The organism is Peribacillus sp. JNUCC 23 (assembly GCF_053653995.1).
The window spans coordinates 4,663,757-4,685,063 of record NZ_CM132202.1 but is presented as its reverse complement, the minus strand read 5'-3'; the positions used below and the strand labels follow the sequence as shown (position 1 = coordinate 4,685,063).

Sequence of the window (21,307 nt, the reverse complement as noted above, 5' to 3'; positions counted from 1 at the left end):
GGTATGAGTATGCATTTTAGTGTTCTCGCAAGCGGGAGTACGGGAAATGCTATTTTCGTCGAGACAGAAGAGCATTCTTTTCTTGTCGATGCTGGCTTGAGTGGCAAGGCGATGGAAGCATTATTCAGTGAAATTGGCCGCGATATGTCCAAGTTATCAGGCATTCTTGTTACACATGAACATAGTGATCATGTTAAAGGCCTTGGGGTCATAGCGCGTAAATATAAATTACCAATTTATGCGAATATGAGTACATGGAATGCGATGGAGAGAATAATTGGCGAAGTACCGGTTGAGCAAAAGTTCACATTTGAAATGGAACAGATTAAAACATTTGGGAACTTAAATATTGAATCATTTGGTGTTTCCCATGATGCAGCGGAGCCGATGTTTTATGTGTTCCATCAAGGTGATAAGAAGCTTGTCTTAATTACAGATACAGGCTATGTGAGTGATAGAATGAAAGGTATTATTGATAATGCCGATATGTACGTGTTTGAAAGCAATCATGATGTGTCAATGCTAAGAATGGGTAAATACCCTTGGAGTATTAAACGACGAATTTTGAGCGATTTTGGGCATGTTTCAAATGAAGATGCAGCAATTGCCATGAGTGATGTTGCGGGGGATCGGACAAAACGAATTTATCTGGCACATCTAAGCCTTGATAACAATATGAAAGATCTCGCACGTATGTCTGTTGAGCAAACATTGCAAACAAAAGGAATTATCGTTGGGGAGCAATTCTCTCTCTATGATACGGACCCGAAAAAACCAACTGAAATAGTACTTGTTTAGGAATGAAAAGGGATGATCTCTTTTCATTCCTTTTTTTTGATGAAACATTTGTGTAAGGTGTTCCTAAAAGGTTGAAAACGGTAGGAATACAGAATGAAGGAAAATTTTTTTATCTTTAGTCTTAAATGAGTATAATGGAAGAGATAAACAAAGACTAGTGTATGCATTTATTTAATCTTTAAAGGAAGAGAGGATTGAACAAATTTGGGATACTACGATGATCATATGCATGAAAGCAGCAACAAAAAAAGGAAAGGACGTCCAGGAGGATACTTTTTATCAACGCTCGCAGGAGTAATTGTCGGGGCATTGCTCGTTTTCTTCATGTTACAAGGTTATCCAAATTCTAATGGGCAGAATCAAAATGAAAAAGTGAATGGACTAGGGAAAACAGAAAAAGTCCAGCAACAAGTATCTGTTAATGTTACGTCAGCTGTAACAGGCGTGGTAGAGAAGGTCGGCGCAGCGGTTGTTGGGATTACAAATATCCAGCAATCTAAATTTTGGGGAAATCAAGAAAACCGTGAGGCAGGAACGGGATCGGGTGTTGTGTATAAAAAGGAAAATGGAAAAGCCTACATAGTGACGAATAATCACGTTATTGAAAATGCAACGGAACTAGAAGTAACGTTAGTGGACGGGACCAAGCTTCCAGCCATGTTGAAAGGAAGTGACCCATGGATGGATTTGGCTGTCGTAGAAGTCGATGGTACGAATGTTCCGACGGTTGCTGATTTTGGGACCTCGTCTACTTTAAAACCAGGTGAACCAGTTGTAGCCATTGGCAATCCATTAGGCCTACAGTTTTCAGGGTCTGTAACACAAGGAATCATTTCAGGTTTAGAGCGTACGATTGAAGTGGATATTAATGAGGATGGCCAGGTTGATTGGAACGCAGAGGTTATCCAAACGGATGCAGCCATTAACCCTGGAAATAGCGGAGGAGCTCTCATTAATATGCAAGGTCAAGTCATTGGAATTAACTCCATGAAAATTGCAGAAAGTGCAGTGGAGGGGATTGGTCTTTCTATTCCTATTGATTCAGCAATCCCAATCATTCATGACCTTGAACAGTTTGGTGAGGTAAAACGACCATTTATGGGAGTAAGCCTTGCATCAGTTGAAGAAATTTCACAATATCATCAGCAAAACACATTGAAGCTACCTACAGATGTAACGAGTGGTGTCGCTATTACTGGTGTTCAATCCAATTCACCGGCAACCAAAGCGGGACTAGAGGAGTTTGATGTGATTGTTGCATTGGATGGCAAGAAAGTTACCGATGTTGTTGATTTACGTAAATACTTATATAACGAAAAGAAAATTGGAGATAAGTTAGACGTAACCTATTATCGTAACGGTAAACAATTGAAAACGACGATGGATTTGTCAGTAGAACAACAAATGTAATGAAAAAACGGGGGAGCCTCACAAGGGTCTGACACTTTGCCTTTGAGGCACCCTCGTTTTTATTGTGTTTTTTCAGTTTTTTGTTAAGATAACATGTGGATAAGCGGAAAAGTAGCAATAAAGTGAATGCAATCGTTAGATTTGTGGATAACTAGTTCATATAAGCGAATGAGGAAATTAAACATGAATAATGTCGATATAAAGGAGAGAAATGAATGATTTATTGTTGTGATGATCATGTTGATATGGCACTGGATACTGTGGTAGTAGAGGAAGAAACGTATCCGACTCTTAATAGTGTACCTAGTGAATTGAAGTTATCAACAACCTGTGAATATTGTCAAAACATGGCGGTATATATAGTAGGGAACTAATATTCCTATACAAGATGTGGATAGTAAATGTGGATATGTGGATAACTTTTGTGGATAACGTGTTTGTAAGCTGTTTGTAAAGTGAGGATAACATGAATATAACAATTATAACTGTAGGAAAGCTAAAAGAAAAATATCTAAAACAGGGCATCGACGAATATATGAAGCGAATGTCTGCCTATGCCAAAATGGAAATTATTGAGCTGCCAGATGAAAAAGCGCCAGAAACATTAAGTGAAATCGAAATGTTGCAAATTAAGGAAAAGGAAGGACAAAGAATTCTAGCCAAAGTCAATCCCGATGCCCATGTCATAGCTCTTGCAATCGAAGGGAAAATGAAAACTTCTGAAGAACTGGCAGACACGCTTGATAAGCTAGCGACTTATGGAAAAAGTAAAATTACTTTTATTATCGGCGGGTCATTAGGTCTAAGCAAAGAAGTGATGCAACGTGCTGACGAAGCCCTCTCCTTTTCAAAAATGACCTTCCCTCATCAATTGATGAGATTGATTTTGGTCGAGCAGGTGTATCGGGCTTATCGGATCAATCGGGGTGAGCCGTACCATAAGTAAATGAGTTTTTTATTGTAATGTATTAAAATAAATTCAGTAAAAAAGTCCTTCAAAGGACGAGGGGACAGGTACCATGTTGTCCCTCCCGCATTTTCTAAAACAGATATGGCGGTTGATGGACCTCTTGTTATCCTTAAACTTGTTCATCTAGGAAATGTTAAGGATTGGGGAAGATTGTTCTCTTACACAAAGGGACCTGTCCCTTTGTCCCTTTTAGTCATCTTTTTTATGTCTCACGTTCTGACATTAATCTTGCAATAACTTCTTCTATGAAAATAAAGAATACGGTTCGGTTTTTTTCAAAAGGTAACAGACTTTCATTTTGAGTAGATTTTGTTAAGTAAAATATATTTTCAATTTCTAAAGCTAAAGAATTGTTATACTCTTCTAAAATTAGCAATATTTCAGTCCCACAAGACTTTATTGCATTAAAAGGGTTTTCAAAGGAAGTGTATTTACCAGTTACTGAAAAAACAATAAAAAGAGTTTCTTCATCAACCAAATGTTGAGCATACGTTTCACTTTGGGTCGAAAAAGTATTTCTTCCGGATACAAGAGCGAGTTTATAAGCAAAGTATTCCACACAAAAAAATAATGGACCTAGTCCGAATAGAACGATTTTGTTGTATTTCTTAAAAATAGTTAAAAAATTATCAATCAAATTAGAATGACCCAATCACTGAAACGATTGGGCCAGTTTTCCTTTGTCTATTTTTTTAAAAGCTTTATAATGATAAAAGATGTATTTTAGTTAGTATTCTCTCTTAAGGCGTTTTTATCTATCGGTTTAAGAGAAAGCTTGAAGTATAGAAGGCGGGCGGAAATTAAATGAAAAAAGTTGGATTTGATTCGGAGAAATATTTGCAAGAACAATCTGCCTACATCCTAGAACGGGTGCAGCAGTATGATAAACTTTACTTGGAATTTGGCGGAAAATTGATAGGCGACAAACATGCCAAGCGTGTCTTGCCTGGATTTGATGAAGATGCCAAGATCAAATTATTGAATACGCTGAAAGAAAATGCGGAAATCATCATCTGTGTGTACGCTGGAGACATCGAGCGGAACAAAGTCCGTGAAGATTACGGTATCACTTATGACCAAGATGTCTTGCGCTTAATCGATGAATACCGGGCATATGGCATTTCTGTCAACAGTGTCTTGCTCACTCGTTATCAAGGACAGCCAACAGCCAAAGTATTTATGACCAAGCTTGAGAGAAGCGGAATTAGCGTCTGCACCCACAGCGAAATCAAAGGTTATCCCACAAATGTGGACGCGGTCATTGGCGAGGGGGGATTTGCGATGAATCCCTATATTAAAACGACAAAGCCAATCGTGGTAGTAACGGCACCTGGCCCGGCCAGCGGAAAGCTTGCAACCTGCCTTAACCAAATGTACCATGAGAATAAACTGGGGAATAAAGTCGGCTATGCCAAGTTTGAGACTTTTCCAGTTTGGAACTTGCCGTTAAAGCACCCGGTAAATATCGCTTATGAAGCGGCTACCGTCGATTTGAAAGACGTTAATATGATTGACAATTATCACTATGAAGCATACGGGAAAGTAGCGATCAATTACAATCGTGATATTGAGACGTTTCCTGTCATCAAACGGATTATTGAAAGGATTACTGGTAAAGAGTCTGTTTACCGCTCACCGACCGATATGGGTGTTAATCGTCTGAAATCGGGTATCACCGACGATATGGTCGTGCAGGAAGCTGCCAGGCAGGAAATCATTCGGCGCAGTTTCGTCGTAGAGAACGACTATAAAAAAGGGCTTGCCGATGAAGATAGTGTGCGCCATATGCAAGTGATTTTGGAAGAGACTGACTTAAAGAAAGAGGATCGGGCACCTGTATCGCCGGCCCGTAATTATGCGAAAGCAATCCAAGAGAGAATTGACAGCACGAATTTGCAAGCCGTAATTGCGATAGAACTGCCAAATGGCGAGATGATCACCGGTCGAACGACAACTTTGATGGATGCTTCGGCAGCCGCGATTCTGAATGGGTTGAAGAAATTGGCCAATATTGCCGATGAAATTGATTTGTTGTCACCGATGATTTTGCAGACGATTCAACGGTTGAAAACCGATGATTTGAACAGCCGAGTCCCGACACTAAGCGCCAATGAAGTGCTGATTGCACTGGCAATCAGTGCGGTCACCAACCCTACTTCTGAGCTGGCTTATAAGCAACTGCCGAATTTAAAAGACACACAAGCTCATTCTACGGTTATATTGAATAGGGAAAACGAACAGACCTTTAAGAAGCTTGGAATCGACATCACCAATGATCCAGTATATCCGACTGAGAACCTGTATTACAATTAGGTTTTGGAAAACGCCTGCCTTTTTCTTCTTACATGGAAGCCTAAGGCAGATGTTTTTTCATTTATAGAGTTTACTAAAAAGGTGTAGTCTTCTCCTAATGAGAAGACTACACCTTTTTGGATTAATGGATTAACTGCCGGAATGTCTGTTGGAACCTATTAAGGACAAGCTTTAGCATACTGGAGGTCAAGCACGGGAATGAAGCCTTTTTCTAGCAGTATTGTTTTCAGCTATGATTGGAAGATATTCTAATGCTTTTCCTAATCCATAGAGAGGCATATTGCCATAAATAGATTCATAAGCACCTTTTTTTACTTGATATGTTTCATGATAGATCCCAACTGCACTATTGTTCCCAACCTTTTGATTGAACTTTTTCCAAGCAGTTAAATGCTTTTCATTTTTTGCATATACGAGTAAGTCATCCAACGAACGCCAATAAAAGCATATGGCAAAAATCCAGCTATCACTGTTGAAAGTATAGAGATCCCTGATCCTAAACAAGGTGAAGCACTGGTAAGAATTCATACTGCCTTAAAATGGCTAAAGAGGGTTCTCCGTTCATGAAAGAACTGCCGCTTGTTCTAGGCAATGAAGGCGCGGGTATTATTGAATCAGGAACGACTTTCCCAAAAGGAAGTCGTGTCATGATATTTGGTGACAATTTAGGCAGGGGAAAAGATGGCACATACCAAGAATATATTGTTGTTCCAGAGTCATATCTGTTCAGGCTTCCAGATTCCTTTAGCTTTGAGGAAGGAGCTGCTTTCCCAAGTTCTTATGTAACTGCATACTTAGCTCTAACAAGAGCCGGCAGAATAAAGGCAGGAGAATGGGTTACAGTCCCGGGGCGGCTGGGTCCGTTGATTATGCGGCTATGCAAATTTCCAAAGCGCTCGGGGCTAAACCAATTGCGATTGTTTCTTCAACAGAAAAAGCAGAAAAAATGAAAGAGGTTGCAGAAAACCGTGTTGTTGATTTATCAAAGGAGAACGTCAAGGAAGGTATTTACCGTATAACCGGAGACCACGGAGCCGATCTTATTCTTGATACAATTGGTGGGGACATGACGAATCAATTGCTTCTTTCAGTTGCTCCTTATGGCCGGGTTGTATCCATTAGCTTTTCTACAGGAAATGAAGCAAACATTAATCTTATTAACCTTGTCATCAAACAAGCAACATTGACAGGTTTTAATCTTTGGAAATACTCTAATCAAGACCTCAGAGAAACTTGAGAACAGCTTTTCAAGTTGGCTGAGCATTTTGATATTCGGCCAACAATTGATTCAACGTTCCCACTTGAAGAATATGAAGATGCTTTTGAAAGACTCAATTCACGTAAAGTGATGGGCAAGGCTGTCTTTAAGATATAAAAAAAGCTGTGTTGATTTTACTCAATCTAACAGAAAAATAAAACCGCATATAAAGTAGCCGCGGTGAACCTTACCATAAGTAACGGCGAAATTTGTATTTAAGTTATAGGATAAGAATAGATAAGTCATATTAAAACATTACAGGGGCAGAAGAAGAGATGAAAAAATTTCTTCTTCTTTTTTATTTAAATAGATTAAGTGTGGATCACTATTACAAAAAAGCTTAACATCCCAGTGAATTGGAAAGAAGAAAAATGCTCTTCTTTATTACTCAGGCTATAATTATTTAGTAGAGAAATGTGTTGTAATAATATATTTTTTTGAAATCGAAGTTATTTTTTTACAAATTCGAAGGCTTTTTAAGGGGATAATCATGGCAATAAAAAAATCAGAATTATATAGTTCTGATGCTAGACTAAATAGTAGACGCAGATTGTAATAATAAACATATTAACTATAACGAGGTGTGTCTGTACGGCAAGAGGTAATGGCAAACGATATGATGAGGCATTTAAAATTGAAACGGTAATGTATATAAGTGAAAACCATAAATCTGTAGCTCAAGTGGCTAGAGAAGTGGGTGTAAACGAAAATACTTTACATGGCTGGATGAAGAAGTATGGCCAACAATCAGAGATCAAGGCTGTACAGTCGTTTTCTTCATCAGAGGCTGTATTAAGAGCTCTTCAAAAGGAAATTCGTGATCTCAAGGAGGAAAATGAAATCTTAAAAAAGGCGATGCACTACTTCGTAAAAAGCCCTCGGTAAAATATGATTTCATTCATGAAAATCGCTCCCAATTCCGAGTGGAGAAGATGTGTTGCGTTCTGAGAGTCTCCAAGAGTGGTTACTTCAAATGGTTAAAACGGCCGAAAAGTGACAGGCAGGAACAACATGAGAAATTATCGCAAGAAATTTTACAGACTCATCTAGAATTCAAGCAACGTTACGGCAGTATTAAAATCGCTAAAACGCTGAAAAGACGTAGCGTGAAAATAAGTGAGCGTACGGTCTCTCGCATTATGACAAAGAACCCATGGAAGCTTGTACAGTCAAAAAATACAAGGCTACGACCAATTCGAAGCATCTAAATCCTGTAAGTGAAAGCTTTTTAGATCGACAGTTTAAAGCAGTCGACAACTATGATACCGCAATAACCGCCCATGATAGAAAAAAGGAAATTCATCCCACACTACCTGATGGTATGGGATGAATCGCCCTTAGTTAATTCACGAATTCAAAGCCAATTGAATCATTAGTTCAATGGCAGAGGGAATGGCTTCCTCATCAATGTCAAATTTCGGATGATGGTGAGGATACTGGCTTTTTTCGCTTTGCATCCCAACGTTAATGAATACACCTACTTTTTCTTTTAAGTAGTAGGAATAATCTTCAGCCCCTAGTACAGGCTCAAATGGTAAGAACACATCATCACCGAAAGTCTTTTGGATGATTTCTTTCGCAAATTCGCACGCTTCTGGATGGTTGTATAATGGAGGGGTTCCTTCTATTAAATGAAAATGTCCTTTTGCCCCAAAGCTTGTGCAAATTGATTCAGTTAGCTGAGCTGTTTGTTTGTGCATTAATTCAGCTCCTTCATACGTTAATGCCCTAATAGTACCTTGAAGGTTTACTTTATCAGGAATGACGTTGTATGAATTTCCTCCCTGAATACCTCCAAATGAAATCACTCCTGAATGTAAGGGATTTAAATTTCTGCTGACAATCGATTGGAACGCTTGTATAAGATGGGTTGCGATGTAAATTGGGTCCACTGTTTCGTGTGGATTGCCCGCGTGTCCACCTTTCCCTTCAATTATAATGTCAAAGTCATCGCTGGATGCCATAGCAGGGCCTGTTGCAAAACCAATTTTACCTAAAGGCATATTAGACATATAATGGATACCATATATTACATCGACTCTATCTAATATCCCTTCTTCTACAAGCTGCTTAGCCCCGCTTGGTGAAGCTTCTTCAGAGCTTTGAAAGATAAATACAATATTATTTTTTACTAAATGTGGGTGAGTGCTCATCCATTTAGCTACCGCGAGTAAAGTCGCGGTATGACCATCGTGACCACAACCATGCATAACGCCAGGAACTGTTGAAATGTAAGGCTTGTCTCCTTCTTCATGAAGCGGGAGAGCATCCATATCGGCTCTGAGCGCAACGGTTTTTTTCCCTTCTGTTCCTTTAAAATAGGCGACAACATTTGGTGCAGAATAATTATTTTTGATAGCGATGCCGAATTCAGTTAATTTCTCTTTCACATAAGCAGCTGTTTCATATTCTTGTCCGGATAGCTCAGGATGCATATGGAAATGTCTGCGCTGTTCAATTGTCCAAGCCAATAATTCTGTATCTACAAGCTTTGTTTGTAACATAATGAACCTCCGTTAATTCTTCTTAAAATGGTCCGTACTGAATCACTTGTGCAATGATTAGGAAAATAATACTGATGACTATTTGAATGAATATAAAAGGTAGAATCCATTTTATCCATTTTGTAAAAGGAATCCCTGCAACTGCAAGTCCAGCAAGTAACACACCTGATGTAGGGAAAAGGGAGTTGGAAATGCCGTCCCCAAGCTGAAATGCTAGTACCGCAGTCTGCCTTGTCACTCCAACAAGGTCAGATAAAGGTGCCAGGATTGGCATTGTGAGTGCTGCTTGACCACTCCCTGATGGTACAAGAAAGTTGAGTGAAAGCTGTAAAAAAAACATTCCTATAGCGTTCAGAATTGGCGATAGTTGACTTAGAAAGGTAGAGGCAAAATACAAAATAGAGTCTATTAATTTTCCATCCTGGATCACAACGAGAATGGCCTGTGCGAAACCAATGATTAGAGCACCACCAATTAGGTCTTTTGCTCCATCGATGAAGCTGTCCGCAATATTGTTCGGATTTAATTTTCCAACAATCCCGATTAGGACTCCAAATAGTAAGAACAAACCAGCAATTTCAGTTATATACCAACCAAATTTTATAACTCCGAAAATCAATACTACAAAGTTGAGTAAAAAAATGGTTAGAATCCATTTGTGACGAATGGTTAGTCTTAAATTTGTATCGACTTCAACTTGATTTCCTTCTTGATATTTTCCTAAATACCTTAGTTCAGGATTGGACTTGACTTTTTTCGCGTAGCGGTAAACGTAAAGGACTCCAGCAATGTATAATGTAGCGAATAATACTAGTCTAAGACCAATACCTGAGAATGTAGGCAATTCTGCTATACTTTGTGCGACTCCGATATTAAATGGATTCAGGACAGCACTCATGAACCCGATATTTGCCCCCAGTGAAACAATTGCAAAACCGACCATCGCATCTAACTTTAAGGCAATAGCTACTGGAGTGATAATAGCAATATATACAATGGTTTCTTCAGCCATTCCCATCAATGTGCCACCAACTGAAAAAAACAGCATGAGAACGGGAATGAGTAATAATTCCCTATTTGCTAGTTTTCTTGTTATATTCACAATTAATGCATCAAGGGCGCCTGTTGCCTTTAAAATGCCAAAAGCACCGCCAATGATCAAAACGAAGAAGATAATTCCAGCACCATCGATCATGCCTGAATGAATACTAGTAAAGATATTAAAGAATCCGACTGGAGACGACTCTGTCAGAGTAAAAGAATTAGGAACTACAAGCGTACGCCCATCTTTTTCTACCCGGTCAAATTCACCAGCTGGCACAATGTATGTCAAAATAGCGGAAATGACGATCACAAAGAAAAGTAAGACAAATGCATTAATGTTAAGTGCCTTCTTGCCTGTGCTTTTATTTTGAGATTGATTTTGTATTATATTTTTCTGCATCTAGTAAACTCCCTTTTAATATTTCGTAGTGTGAAAGTTAATGAATTTTTATTCAATTGATTGTAAAATATATTCAAATATAATGCAATGGGGGGATTAATATTTTTATGGAATATAATCATCGTAGACTAGATGATCTCTTGTTGGGAACAGTCGTTAGGATTGCCGTTTGTTTAACATCGGAGTTTGCCCTAATACCCACAAGACTAGCACCTAAGATCTAAGTGTTAGGATTTTGAAATTAATGAAGGAATTTTTATCTTCAAAAGGAAAAAACTAACATGGCTATATGATATTGCCCTCGTCAGTTATCCCATTGTTAAAACGAATAAGACCCCATAATTCTCCTTTAATAAGAAAATTAAAGATACGCTTTTCTTGTTATATTTCAGAAAATATAGATTATGATTTCTGTCCAAATTTAATGTTATATTAATAAAAAAATAAGATATAAGATAGAGGAGCGGTTATGAAAAAGGAATGGATTCTACGCTGGTCTTTTTTTATTTTTGGATTAATAGTGTTAGCATTTGGCATATCTTTAACAATTGAAGGAAAGCATTTAGGGATTGGACCATGGGATGTTTTTCATTATGGTCTATTTACTAAATTTGGCTTTACTATTGGAACTTGGTCGATAATAAGTGGATTTTTACTCTTGTTGATCAGTTCAATTTTCAATAGGGCATGGCCAAAAATAGGGGCCTTTCTGAATATGTTGTTTCTAGGATTATTTATTGATCTTTTTAATTGGATTTTACCTAGCATTGATAGTTTAGCAGGAGCAACAATTGCTTTTATCATAGGTGTTGTTTTAATTGGGTATGGTATTGGATTATATGTTTCTGCTGATTTTGGAGCAGGTCCTAGAGACAGCTTTATGTTATTAATTGTTGAAAGAACGGGTTGGAGTATCCCGTTGGTTAGAAGTGGAATTGAAGTACTCATTTTTCTTCTTGGTTGGATGCTAGGGGGGCCTGTTGGAATTGGAACAGTGTTTATTGCGTTTGGATTAGGTCCAATTTTAGGATTTTCTATTCCTCAATGTAAGAAACTGATGGCATATTTTCTTGACCAAAAGGATCGCCTGTTAACGCATATGTAGAAAATCAAAACTGAATAAACACGATGTATGAGTATCCCTTCATGGGGGGGGGAGCCCCTTTCATGTCAACAGTATTTGCCAGTCCCCGCTTTTTTGAGAAACCTCATTTAGATATGCTATGGAGAACCGTATCATAAATAAATGAGGTTTTGATGTTATCTGTTAAAAGTATTAGAGATTGAGGACCCTACGGGGGATAGCGCCTGAAAATCAGTTGACAACATATTGTTTTCCTGTAATAATATGTTTAATTAAATACTGGTACCTTTAATTCAGTCCCGTGAGGCTGACAAGGACAGCGGAAATAATGATCATTGCTTTGGCAGCCTACGTATGTAGGTTCCCCATGGTTCATTGTGTAAAAAAGCTTCTTGTCAGAAATGGCAAGAAGCTTTTTTTATTCCCTAATCTCCTAAAATTATCGAAGTCTTCTTCGGTACCAGTTACTAACTTATTGGAGGAATTGGTATGTCAAAAGTAGATAAAGAATTCACGTTACAGGCAGTACCTCAGGCGAATAGAAATGGATTTTGGAAAATACTTGCGGTGATGCTCTCACTTAGCTTTTTCTCAGCGAGCATGTGGTCTGGAGGGACATTAGGAACGGGATTGTCGTTTATCCAGTTTATATGGATTGTGTTAACAGGTAATCTTGTACTTGGGCTTTATACAGGTTCATTAGCTTATATTGCAGCAAAAACGGGGTTATCAACTCATTTATTGACTCGATATGCTTTTGGTGAAAAAGGTTCATATTTATCTTCATTTTTACTAGCTTCAACTCAAGTAGGCTGGTTTGGTGTTGGACTTGCGATGTTTGCAGTACCTGTTGCAAAAGCGACTGGGGTCAATGTTTATCTAATAATAGCGATTTTTGGTTTGTTGATGACAGTATCGGCCATTTTTGGGATGAAGACCTTAACCATTTTAGGATTTATTGCTGTTCCGGCAATTGCAATTTTCGGTAGTTATTCCATGTTTGACGCAACTAATACAGTTGGGGGAATTCAAGAATTATTCGCTTATGAACCTACACAGGCAATGGGCGTTGCATTAGCATTAACCATTTGTATCGGATCTTTTATTAGCGCTGGTACGCTTACGCCCGATTTTGCTCGTTTTGCTAAGACATCACGTTCTGCTGTGACTGCTAATATTATCGCGTTCTTTCTTGGGAATTCGCTCATGTTTTTATTTGGTGCAGTCGGAGCTATGGTTTACAATAAAGCTGATATTTCGGACGTGATGTTTTTACAAGGGTTAATGATTCCTGCCATCATTGTCCTCGGTTTGAATATTTGGACGACAAACGATAGCGCGTTATATGCTTCTGGACTAGGATTTTCCAATATTACAAAACTACCAAAACATAAAGTTGTTGTTTTCAATGGAATCGTTGGAACAATAGCAGCGATGTGGCTTTATAACAATTTTGTTGGATTCTTGACGATTTTGGGTTCCACGCTACCGTCGATAGGGGCCATTATTTTAGCAGACTATTTTTTACTAAAGCGCGGGAAATATCAACCATTTGAAACGATGAAATTTAAAGCCGTAAATTGGATCGCTATATTTGCATGGGTAGGTGGAGTTGCAGTCGCAAATTTTGCGCCAGGTATCCCTCCAATTAATGCACTATTAGGGTCTGCCATTATTTATGTTGTTGTGATGAAATGTATGCCTCAACAAGAAGGATCAATAAGTAAAATACATGATAAAGGTGAGATAATCAGTGATCATTAAAAACGCAAAGCTTAGAGGAAAAGATGGACTTTGGCACTTATTTATAGAAGATGGTAAGTTTAATAAAATTACTCAAATACTAGGAGATGTTGATGGAAAAGAAATCATCGATGTTAATGGGTCTCTTGTCCTTCCACCTTTTATTGAGCCGCATATCCATCTAGATACAACGTTAACAGCGGGAGAACCAGAGTGGAATAAAAGTGGCACCTTGTTTGAAGGTATACAAAGATGGGCGCAAAGAAAAGAAACGCTAACGATTGATGATGTAAAAACAAGATCAAAAACGGCTTTAAAATGGCAGATTGCTCAAGGAATTCAGCATGTCCGTACACATGTAGATGTAACAGATCCAGAATTAACCGCTTTAAAAGCAATGTTGGAAGTAAAGGAAGAAATGGCTCCCTATGTAGATATTCAACTTGTTGCATTTCCACAAGAAGGCATCCTTTCATATCCTAATGGGGAAGAATTGATGGAGGAAGCATTGAAAATGGGCGCCGATGTTGTAGGCGGCATTCCTCATTTTGAATTTACAAGAGAATACGGAGTGGAGTCGTTAAAATTCGCTTTTGACCTTGCTGAAAAATATGATCGATTAGTTGACATCCACTGTGATGAAATTGATGATGAACAGTCTCGATTTGTAGAAGTTGTAGCTGCTGAGGCTTACAAACGTGGGTTAGGTACTCGCACAACAGCGAGCCATACGACGGCAATGGGCTCTTATAATGATGCCTATACGTATAAATTATTCCGCTTATTAAAGCTTTCTTCCATTAATTTTGTATCAAATCCGCTTGTGAATATTCACCTTCAAGGAAGATTTGATACGTATCCAAAACGAAGAGGGCTAACAAGGGTAAAGGAATTACAGGAAGCGGGACTAAATATTTGCTTTGGTCACGATGACATATTTGACCCATGGTACCCACTTGGAACAGGGAACATGCTTCAAGTATTGCATATGGGGATTCATGCTTCACAACTCATGGGCTATGACCAAATTGTAAATTCAATCGATTTGATCACTAGTAATAGTGCCAAAACGTTGCACATTGAAGAAAATTACGGAATCGAAGAAGGTAAACCAGCTAACTTCATCATCTTATCTGCAGAAAATGAATATGAGGCGATTCGCAAGCAAGCAACGGTTAGGTATTCCTTCAGACATGGCAAGATTATTGCCGAAACCAAGCCAAGTGAAGCAACAATAACTTTAAATCAATTTGAAGAGAAGGTTAATTTTAATAGATAGAAGATATTTGGGCACAACTTTAAGAGGGTTGTGTCTTTTTTTATCCCGCATTAATGGGCAGAAAAACCCTACCTCAAGAATTAAAGAGAACCAAAGAAAATAGGTGGCGGATAACTGCCCTTAAAGAGCCGATAAGTATTGAATTAGGGGAGGGCTTTATGGTTCGTATAAAAATAAGGGGAACATCATTTAGATTTATTACGGTGAACGGCATCATACGTAAGTGAGGTTTTTGCGAAAAAAGGAACAGCACCCTCTAATTTGGTGAAGAGGTGCTGTTTTGTTAGTTGAATGCGTAGATAGACAATTGTTGCATGACTGCCTTTTTTGTTCAATCAGGATTTTCTTATCCAAATGAAGAAAAAGAATGACTACATACAAAAAATGACTGAATTCCTCCACTTGCGCTTTTGCTTACTTTAATATTCTCCTTTAATGACAAAAAACGAGCCCCGAATTGTTCCAGCTAGTTTAGACTTCTGCCTAGCAAACTTAAACTTCCCTTCTAACTCCTTTGGTACCTCCATCCCCTCAGAGAGCTTAAAACCAACAGCCCGCTTCTTAGGATCATCAACCGTATACATGACGTTGATCACAAGGCCATCCTCATAAATGACATAGGCAAATTTGATATTTTCCACTTGAAAACGTGAAGTTCCTAAAGGTTTAGCCGCAAACTCAATATCACGTTCTTCTTTCAAAATTCGGTTCACATAATCAAGGGTCTCCTGGCTTTCGCTAGCTGGTACAACCGTAAATTCATGCTTGTATTTGTTCATAAAGTAACGGGCTTCATTAGCACGTAAACCAGCAAGCGCTTCTGCTACTGTTGAAGACTCTAAACCAACCGTAGACACATTTTTAAAATCAACGATATAGGACATTTCCATCCCCCTTTTTATCTCTTTATTTCCTAACAACGGGGATCCACATTTCACCAAATACCAAGCCGTTTCGCTGCCCCATCTCAACCATTGCATTTGGCCCACCAACATAGGCAAAATTCTTTGCTTCTGGCAAGACTTGACCAAAGGCAATACCAGCAAGCTTATTACTCAACTCATCAGCCGTCTTCTCCTCCCCTTTAACAACTAGGTATTCTCCCTTGGGGAATTGGATAACTCTGGACTCTTCTGGTACTGACGCTTCTGTCATGACGCCAGCATAATGCATCATCTTGTTATTCACTGCTTCATTCACAGCAAAAATGTAATCATTTGTGGCTATGGCTTTTAAAGTGTCAAGCCTTCCATCTTGTTTGACGGCCCACCAAAAGTCTGCCTTCTCCTTGTTTATGCCAGCAAAGTCTGTGTAATCACTCTCAAGCTCAGTTCCAATACCTAAAACGGTAAAGCTGTCTTTTTCTTCTAGGGTATAATCTGTCATATTCAAAACCTTCCTCTTTTTTAAATTAATCAAATGATTTGTCTTTTCACTTGATGGGTTTATAATAGCCTTAAATCATGTCAAAAAGTGATACTGTTTAGGAGGCCCGATGAAAAAAGTTGAACGGATCAATATTATCATGCGGTATATCAACAACCGTGCCCACTTTACAATTTCTGAAATCATGCGAGAATTTAACATTTCTCGTTCGACAGCTATTAGAGATATCAGAGAAATTGAAGCTATGGGGATGCCACTTGTCGCTGAAGTTGGAAGGGATGGGGGTTATTTTGTCATGAACAACTCTGTCTTGCCCACTGTTCGCTTTACCGATAATGAGATTAAAGCTCTTTTTATTGCCTTTATGGCCACAAGAAATCAACAACTTCCTTATCTAAAGAGTCGTCAGTCTTTAGCTGAAAAATTACTAGGCCTCATCTCAGAAAACCAGCAAGATGACCTTGTTCTTTTAAATCAAATCTTGCTTTTTGAAGGGACCAACCCCAATAATCCCGACCTACTTGATCTGTCAGACCTACCCCATCCTATGTTAGAAAAACTCATCCAAAGCCTTCTTTTGGATAGCTATTTATTGATTACTATCAAAGAAGAGAAGGCAATAAAGTCGTATCCAATTTATCTCTTGCACCTTTATCATGAAAAAGGACTTTGGCTGATTGAAGGCTTTGACTTAAAGGATGAAAAGAAGCGGATATTTCCTGTAGATTATCTCACCAATGTCAAACCCTACCCGACGAAAAAAGGATTAAGTAAGAAAAAGATTTTAGAAAAACTAAGTAAGAAGGAAGAAGTAATCAACCTTGTCCTTGAACTTGGTCCAAAAGCGATTGCCCAGTTCAAAAAATACCATCCTTTAAAAGTTTCAATTTCCTATACGAATCCCTACCAAACCACAGCCATTTTAAAGACTTTTATCAATATTAATAATCCCGAAGAATTGACCGAAATAATAAATTGGCTACTTTTCCTAGGTGGGGATATCGAGGTCAGGGAAGTGCCAGAAGAAGTCTTAGAAGGTTTACAAGAGAGATTATGCGTATTCTGCCCATAAGCAGTGCCAGTTACCCTCTATTTTCTATAGTTAAGAGATCATAGATGTATTCTTCTAATTACGATCTATCAGGTTTTATTGCTCTACAAAATTTATTAAAAAAATAGGTTAGACAGGATATTTTAGTATAGAATATCTTGTCTAGCTAACCTTGTTCAATCATCTTTAGAACGTCATCAGCTGAATAAATTTTACCTTCACGGACCATTTCTTTGATTATTTCCGCTGCATATCCATTTCACTTTTTCATGAACCTATCTCCCAATTATTTTTTAATTTTCTTTTGTACTGCATGAATAGCTATTAAAGAATAGAGCTACTGTTTAAGCTTGCGAATAAAAATGGATTTTTTGTTAGAAATCCCCTCTTAAGTACTATCACAGAGAATAGAATCAAATACAAAAAGTCACAAAGAATGATATAATACGATCAACCTAAGGCAAGTTGCATAAGGCAGGGATGATAAATGAGGGAACACCATCAGACAGATATTCCAAATTCAAATAATAGTCGAAATGGACTTACGCCTGAATACATTGATGCTGTTCATAAGCTAAGGGAAAAATTACTCTATGGAATTCAACTTAGTGACAGGGATTTGATAGCTGAATATGAAATGGATGCGCTTCATAAATTTGAAGATAACCAATTAAATATTCTTAACAGAGTCCCAAATAATAAAGTACGGTCCTATAAAAATATTCTATTATCCCACAATACCCTTTATAGCTATGCTGCTGAAAGGGGAGGGCTAAGCCCATTGCAAAGCCACTTTTTATCAGAAAAATATGCAATTATGATCGAGCATTCCGAGACTATTTCTGAACTAGATCAGATTCATTCAAATATGGTAAGAGAATATTCCGACCCTACAATTCGAAAGTCTAAAGGTGACAACTTAACAATTGTAAAGCAAGCAGAAAACTATATAGAGATGAATTTTGCGGAGGATATTTCAATGGAGGGAATGGCAAGGAAATTACATGTCCATCCTTCACATTTAATGCGTGCATTTAAGAAAGAAAAGGGAATCACCATTAGTAATTACCGAAATCTGAGAAGAATAAAGGAAGCAAAGGAACTTATCCTGTTCTCTAATCTTTCCATGACTGAAATTGCCATTATGGTTGGATTTAGCAACTCTCAATATTTTTCTAGATTCTTTAAAGAAGTAGAAGGGGTAACTCCGATTGAATTTAAAAAGAAGCTGAAGAAATGATGAATAAAGGGTCTATGTACATAGTAGGACTTTTCAGTGGTGCATGAGAAATCATGCGCCTATTTATTTTTTCCTTTTGGATAAGAAAATCATGCAATTATACTATAAAAACGCGCAATTGTAGTACAAAAGTGTTTTTGCTATTCGTTGTATAGTTGTATTCAAGCACCAGGGAAAGCGCATACAACTAGGGACATATTTTAAACTGCTTTATGTAGTAAAGGAATACATTTTGTTAACTGATAATATAAGCGGTTACAAAGGAGTTAAACAAAAAGTTTTAAAGCTATATAAGAATAGTATTAACTTTATAAAAAGTACAGAGGAGGGTATTTCATGAAGAAGTTTGGAGTAAGAGACCAAGTAGGGTATGCGCTAGGGGATATTGGGGGAAGTTTCGTTAACCTATATATAAGCGGGTTTTTCTTAATCTTTTGTACCTATGCATTAGGTGTAAGCCCTTACTTTATGGGGACTATGTTTTTATTAGGTAAAGTCTTTGATGCAATTTGTAATGTAATTATGGGAACTCTTCCAGACCGTTGGAAATTAGGAAAATCCGGTAATAAATTCTTACCTTATATTAGTATTTCTAAATGGATATTAGCAGCTTCTTGTTTATTATCTTTTACTGATGTATCAAGTTGGGGATCTACAGCAATTCATGTTTGGGTAGTATTCGTTTATTTATTCTTTTGTGTTGCTTATACAGCTGATTCCATTCCTTATGGTTCTCTTGCGTCTGTTATTACAAATGATCCCGTTGAACGCACAAAATTATCTCGTGCTCGTGCGATTGGTGGTATGGTTGTTGGACTTGGATTCTTATCTTTCGTTCCAATGTTTATCTATGATAAATCGGGATCTATAATTCCAGAAGCATTCTTCAAAATTGCCATTGTGTTTAGTATTTTATCGGTATTAGCCTATACAGGCCTGGTAAGATTAACAACAGAACGTATTCGTGATGATAAACCAGCCGGAACAAAATCCGATTATAGTTTTAAGGATGCATTTAAAGTAGCGATTAAAAATAGACCGTTAATCGGTATGATGGTTGCATCAATTGGCTCACTTCTTATGATAAATGGTGCGAGCCAATTAGCTCCCATTGTCTTTGCAGAACGTTATCATATGCCGGGGGCTTTTGCTATTAACTCTTTCATTAGCATTGGTATCACACTCGTATTATTCGCTATTGTTCCTAAACTGGTTGAAAAATTTAATAAAAGAAATTTAGTTATTGCTACAGCAATCTTCAGTTTAGCTGCAACACTATTATTGACATTGGTTACGATTGAAAATGTATATGTGTTCATGGCTTTATATAACCTTGCTACAATCGGCTCATCTGTCTTTGTTATGGTTGTATGGGCTCTTGTAACAGATTGTATCGACTATGCAGAACTTCAAACTGGAAAACATTATGAGGGAACACTTTATTCCCTATATTCCTTTTCTCGTAAGGTGGGGATGGGATTAGGCTCTGCTATTGGAAGTTACGCTTTAGGTTGGGTTGGCTTTGTTGCTGGAGCAAAATCTCAATCACCAGCAGTAGCAGAAGGCGTATTAAAAATGTACACTGGTATGCCAATCATTGCATTCCTTATCATGTTGATCGGCGTAGGTTTAATCTATAACCTAAATGCAAAGAGAACAAATGAAATGTATGCAACATTAAAGGAAAGAAGAGCGTCTTAATTAGGAGTCCCCTTTATAGTGAATCCATATAAAATGAAATTGTAGGAGTGGTTTATATGCGTACTAGATTTCTTTCAAAAATGACAAATGGGGAAGTCGAAGATTATTTAGATCGAAATGATCTTATATATGTTCCAGTTGGAGTAACGGAAACCCATGGAGCTTTACCACTGGACTCTGAAACAGTTTTAGCGGAGGCTATTGCTGTAAAGATGGCTGAAGCATCAGATGGGCTTGTTTTGCACAACTTACCTTATTTCTTCCCAGGTGGAACAATTGTTGGTCGGGGAACGATTCAAATGAGCATAAAAGATGGAATGGCTTATTTAGATAAGATTGCTAAGTCATTATTAAACCAAGGCTTTAGAAGGCAAATTTATATCACCAGTCATGGTCCAGCATATTTGACATTAAGTGGTATGGTTCGTGATTTCTTTGATGAAACAAAAGTACCTGTTTTGTATATGGATGTATTAAAAGCAGCAGAGGCAGCCAATTTCAATCTGATGGATGCATTCCATGATATGACGATCGGTGCTTATAAGGTTTTAGGTAGATTAGAGGATGTTCCAATGAATGTACTTGAATCTCATTCTGTTACTTATGATATTCAACATATGCTAGCAGGAATGAGTAGGAATCCTGGTAATGCATTAGGGAAGTACGCTTATCAATCCGGCGCAGTGGGTTCTTACTTTGATGAACCATCTGATCATATGGCTACACCGCTTTTGAAAACACCTGAAGAAAGAGAAGCTCATGCAGATGCGGGTGTGCAAGCGATTAATGAACTTGTAAAGGCATTGGATATGCCGACTATCGTTGAGACACTTCGTCAAGTTGATGTTTATACTAAGGATATCATTGTTCCTAAATACGGTGCACATTTGCCAGACGGAAAAGCGTAAAACAATAACAAGTCGTGCGACTCATAATCATATGGGAATCGCATGACTTGTTTCGTTTAATGGAGAAGTCTAAAGTCAGAAAGCCTGTTATTGATATCAATGAACCCTCATTTTGATACCTTACGCCGAACCGTATCATAAGTAAGGTTTTTCTGAATTGGGAGGATAGAGTTTTCACGCAATGCCCATTTTAATGAGTTGTCGTGAATGATCTTATA

General features: G+C 37.9%; 23 protein-coding genes. 17 read left to right on the top strand and 6 right to left on the bottom strand.

Going from position 1 to position 21,307, the window contains the following annotated elements; translation table 11 throughout:
- Window positions 1-3: 3 nt before the first annotated feature.
- The 4 genes from JNUCC23_RS22335 (at window position 4) to rlmH (ending at window position 3,154) form a co-directional block, all read left to right on the top strand.
- Window positions 4-798, top strand: coding sequence for an MBL fold metallo-hydrolase (locus JNUCC23_RS22335; protein WP_403076903.1), 795 nt, complete (start codon window positions 4-6; stop codon window positions 796-798).
- 204 nt (window positions 799-1,002) lie between these two features.
- Entirely contained in the window at window positions 1,003-2,208 is a 1,206-nt protein-coding gene (locus tag JNUCC23_RS22330) for a S1C family serine protease (RefSeq protein WP_454213672.1), read from the top strand.
- A gap of 215 nt (window positions 2,209-2,423) precedes the next feature.
- Window positions 2,424-2,582, top strand: a complete 159-nt coding sequence (locus JNUCC23_RS22325) for a CxxH/CxxC protein (RefSeq protein WP_082675231.1) — start codon at window positions 2,424-2,426, stop codon at window positions 2,580-2,582.
- Window positions 2,583-2,674: 92 nt separating this feature from the next.
- On the top strand, window positions 2,675-3,154 hold the full coding sequence (gene rlmH, locus JNUCC23_RS22320; RefSeq protein WP_454213670.1) for a 23S rRNA (pseudouridine(1915)-N(3))-methyltransferase RlmH: 480 nt from the start codon (window positions 2,675-2,677) through the stop codon (window positions 3,152-3,154).
- Between the two features lie 226 nt (window positions 3,155-3,380).
- Here the strand turns inward: rlmH and JNUCC23_RS22315 are convergent, their stop codons facing one another.
- A complete protein-coding gene (locus JNUCC23_RS22315) occupies window positions 3,381-3,815 on the bottom strand; it encodes an SIS domain-containing protein (protein ID WP_454213668.1) in 435 nt (144 codons plus the stop codon).
- 167 nt (window positions 3,816-3,982) lie between these two features.
- On the opposite strand from JNUCC23_RS22315, the gene JNUCC23_RS22310 reads away from it, so the two are divergent.
- Window positions 3,983-5,491 (top strand): DUF1846 domain-containing protein, encoded by a 1,509-nt coding sequence (locus JNUCC23_RS22310; protein ID WP_062186567.1) that lies wholly within the window; start codon window positions 3,983-3,985, stop codon window positions 5,489-5,491.
- Window positions 5,492-5,677: 186 nt separating this feature from the next.
- Here JNUCC23_RS22310 and JNUCC23_RS22305 read toward each other — a convergent pair whose 3' ends face one another.
- Window positions 5,678-5,995 carry a monooxygenase family protein gene (locus JNUCC23_RS22305; RefSeq protein ID WP_235179066.1) on the bottom strand — a complete coding sequence of 106 codons (318 nt, stop codon included), beginning with the start codon at window positions 5,993-5,995 and terminating at the stop codon, window positions 5,678-5,680.
- Between the two features lie 35 nt (window positions 5,996-6,030).
- Between JNUCC23_RS22305 and JNUCC23_RS22300 the strand changes: the two genes are divergently transcribed.
- The 5 genes from JNUCC23_RS22300 (at window position 6,031) to JNUCC23_RS22280 (ending at window position 7,957) form a co-directional block, all read left to right on the top strand.
- Entirely contained in the window at window positions 6,031-6,441 is a 411-nt protein-coding gene (locus tag JNUCC23_RS22300; protein ID WP_454213665.1) for an alcohol dehydrogenase catalytic domain-containing protein, read from the top strand.
- A complete protein-coding gene (locus JNUCC23_RS22295; protein ID WP_454213663.1) occupies window positions 6,324-6,728 on the top strand; it encodes a zinc-binding dehydrogenase in 405 nt (134 codons plus the stop codon). The genes JNUCC23_RS22300 and JNUCC23_RS22295 overlap by 118 nt, the downstream gene beginning before the upstream one ends.
- Window positions 6,729-6,743: 15 nt before the next feature.
- Window positions 6,744-6,866 (top strand): zinc-binding dehydrogenase, encoded by a 123-nt coding sequence (locus tag JNUCC23_RS22290; RefSeq protein WP_454213661.1) that lies wholly within the window; start codon window positions 6,744-6,746, stop codon window positions 6,864-6,866.
- A gap of 528 nt (window positions 6,867-7,394) precedes the next feature.
- Complete coding sequence (locus JNUCC23_RS22285) at window positions 7,395-7,634, top strand: transposase (RefSeq protein WP_454213659.1); 240 nt, start codon at window positions 7,395-7,397, stop codon at window positions 7,632-7,634.
- Window positions 7,635-7,681: 47 nt separating this feature from the next.
- Window positions 7,682-7,957, top strand: a complete 276-nt coding sequence (locus JNUCC23_RS22280) for an IS3 family transposase (RefSeq protein WP_454213657.1) — start codon at window positions 7,682-7,684, stop codon at window positions 7,955-7,957.
- Between the two features lie 138 nt (window positions 7,958-8,095).
- Here the strand turns inward: JNUCC23_RS22280 and JNUCC23_RS22275 are convergent, their stop codons facing one another.
- Window positions 8,096-9,253 (bottom strand): M20 metallopeptidase family protein, encoded by a 1,158-nt coding sequence (locus tag JNUCC23_RS22275; protein WP_454213656.1) that lies wholly within the window; start codon window positions 9,251-9,253, stop codon window positions 8,096-8,098.
- Window positions 9,254-9,275: 22 nt separating this feature from the next.
- Window positions 9,276-10,685, bottom strand: a complete 1,410-nt coding sequence (locus JNUCC23_RS22270; RefSeq protein ID WP_454216181.1) for a YfcC family protein — start codon at window positions 10,683-10,685, stop codon at window positions 9,276-9,278.
- A gap of 481 nt (window positions 10,686-11,166) precedes the next feature.
- Between JNUCC23_RS22270 and JNUCC23_RS22265 the strand changes: the two genes are divergently transcribed.
- The 3 genes from JNUCC23_RS22265 to JNUCC23_RS22255 all read left to right on the top strand — a co-directional run bounded on the left by JNUCC23_RS22265 (window position 11,167) and on the right by JNUCC23_RS22255 (window position 14,803).
- Window positions 11,167-11,802 carry a YczE/YyaS/YitT family protein gene (locus JNUCC23_RS22265; RefSeq protein ID WP_454213654.1) on the top strand — a complete coding sequence of 212 codons (636 nt, stop codon included), beginning with the start codon at window positions 11,167-11,169 and terminating at the stop codon, window positions 11,800-11,802.
- Between the two features lie 468 nt (window positions 11,803-12,270).
- The gene (codB, locus tag JNUCC23_RS22260; RefSeq protein WP_454213652.1) at window positions 12,271-13,545 is read left to right on the top strand and encodes a cytosine permease; all 1,275 of its coding nucleotides are present in this window, start codon (window positions 12,271-12,273) and stop codon (window positions 13,543-13,545) included.
- Window positions 13,535-14,803, top strand: coding sequence for a cytosine deaminase (locus JNUCC23_RS22255; protein ID WP_454213650.1), 1,269 nt, complete (start codon window positions 13,535-13,537; stop codon window positions 14,801-14,803). Before codB ends, JNUCC23_RS22255 begins: the two co-directional genes overlap by 11 nt.
- A gap of 419 nt (window positions 14,804-15,222) precedes the next feature.
- Here JNUCC23_RS22255 and JNUCC23_RS22250 read toward each other — a convergent pair whose 3' ends face one another.
- Window positions 15,223-15,687 (bottom strand): phage tail protein, encoded by a 465-nt coding sequence (locus JNUCC23_RS22250; RefSeq protein ID WP_403076936.1) that lies wholly within the window; start codon window positions 15,685-15,687, stop codon window positions 15,223-15,225.
- 22 nt (window positions 15,688-15,709) lie between these two features.
- Window positions 15,710-16,189: a GyrI-like domain-containing protein gene (locus tag JNUCC23_RS22245; protein ID WP_403076939.1), complete on the bottom strand. Its 480-nt coding sequence runs from the start codon at window positions 16,187-16,189 to the stop codon at window positions 15,710-15,712.
- A gap of 109 nt (window positions 16,190-16,298) precedes the next feature.
- Between JNUCC23_RS22245 and JNUCC23_RS22240 the strand changes: the two genes are divergently transcribed.
- From JNUCC23_RS22240 to JNUCC23_RS22225, 4 genes are all read left to right on the top strand, one after another.
- On the top strand, window positions 16,299-17,261 hold the full coding sequence (locus JNUCC23_RS22240; RefSeq protein ID WP_454213648.1) for a helix-turn-helix transcriptional regulator: 963 nt from the start codon (window positions 16,299-16,301) through the stop codon (window positions 17,259-17,261).
- A gap of 466 nt (window positions 17,262-17,727) precedes the next feature.
- The gene (locus JNUCC23_RS22235) at window positions 17,728-18,480 is read left to right on the top strand and encodes a helix-turn-helix transcriptional regulator (protein WP_454213647.1); all 753 of its coding nucleotides are present in this window, start codon (window positions 17,728-17,730) and stop codon (window positions 18,478-18,480) included.
- A gap of 336 nt (window positions 18,481-18,816) precedes the next feature.
- Window positions 18,817-20,181 (top strand): MFS transporter, encoded by a 1,365-nt coding sequence (locus JNUCC23_RS22230; RefSeq protein ID WP_062186540.1) that lies wholly within the window; start codon window positions 18,817-18,819, stop codon window positions 20,179-20,181.
- Between the two features lie 56 nt (window positions 20,182-20,237).
- Window positions 20,238-21,089: a creatininase family protein gene (locus JNUCC23_RS22225; protein WP_454213646.1), complete on the top strand. Its 852-nt coding sequence runs from the start codon at window positions 20,238-20,240 to the stop codon at window positions 21,087-21,089.
- The last annotated feature ends 218 nt before the right edge of the window (window positions 21,090-21,307 follow it).

What these genes read in the sequence shown, in the direction of transcription:
- JNUCC23_RS22280 (WP_454213657.1), top strand. Translation starts at nt 7,682, where the DNA reads ATGTGTTGCGTTCTGAGAGTCTCCAAGAGTGGTTACTTCAAATGGTTA.
- JNUCC23_RS22265 (WP_454213654.1), top strand. Translation starts at nt 11,167, where the DNA reads ATGAAAAAGGAATGGATTCTACGCTGGTCTTTTTTTATTTTTGGATTA.
- codB (WP_454213652.1), top strand. Translation starts at nt 12,271, where the DNA reads ATGTCAAAAGTAGATAAAGAATTCACGTTACAGGCAGTACCTCAGGCG.
- JNUCC23_RS22325 (WP_082675231.1), top strand. Translation starts at nt 2,424, where the DNA reads ATGATTTATTGTTGTGATGATCATGTTGATATGGCACTGGATACTGTG.
- JNUCC23_RS22230 (WP_062186540.1), top strand. Translation starts at nt 18,817, where the DNA reads ATGAAGAAGTTTGGAGTAAGAGACCAAGTAGGGTATGCGCTAGGGGAT.
- JNUCC23_RS22225 (WP_454213646.1), top strand. Translation starts at nt 20,238, where the DNA reads ATGCGTACTAGATTTCTTTCAAAAATGACAAATGGGGAAGTCGAAGAT.
- JNUCC23_RS22335 (WP_403076903.1), top strand. Translation starts at nt 4, where the DNA reads ATGAGTATGCATTTTAGTGTTCTCGCAAGCGGGAGTACGGGAAATGCT.
- JNUCC23_RS22295 (WP_454213663.1), top strand. Translation starts at nt 6,324, where the DNA reads ATGGGTTACAGTCCCGGGGCGGCTGGGTCCGTTGATTATGCGGCTATG.
- JNUCC23_RS22300 (WP_454213665.1), top strand. Translation starts at nt 6,031, where the DNA reads ATGGCTAAAGAGGGTTCTCCGTTCATGAAAGAACTGCCGCTTGTTCTA.
- JNUCC23_RS22285 (WP_454213659.1), top strand. Translation starts at nt 7,395, where the DNA reads ATGTATATAAGTGAAAACCATAAATCTGTAGCTCAAGTGGCTAGAGAA.
- JNUCC23_RS22250 (WP_403076936.1), bottom strand. Translation starts at nt 15,687, where the DNA reads ATGTCCTATATCGTTGATTTTAAAAATGTGTCTACGGTTGGTTTAGAG.
- JNUCC23_RS22310 (WP_062186567.1), top strand. Translation starts at nt 3,983, where the DNA reads ATGAAAAAAGTTGGATTTGATTCGGAGAAATATTTGCAAGAACAATCT.
- JNUCC23_RS22275 (WP_454213656.1), bottom strand. Translation starts at nt 9,253, where the DNA reads ATGTTACAAACAAAGCTTGTAGATACAGAATTATTGGCTTGGACAATT.
- JNUCC23_RS22235 (WP_454213647.1), top strand. Translation starts at nt 17,728, where the DNA reads ATGAGGGAACACCATCAGACAGATATTCCAAATTCAAATAATAGTCGA.
- JNUCC23_RS22245 (WP_403076939.1), bottom strand. Translation starts at nt 16,189, where the DNA reads ATGACAGATTATACCCTAGAAGAAAAAGACAGCTTTACCGTTTTAGGT.
- JNUCC23_RS22240 (WP_454213648.1), top strand. Translation starts at nt 16,299, where the DNA reads ATGAAAAAAGTTGAACGGATCAATATTATCATGCGGTATATCAACAAC.
- rlmH (WP_454213670.1), top strand. Translation starts at nt 2,675, where the DNA reads ATGAATATAACAATTATAACTGTAGGAAAGCTAAAAGAAAAATATCTA.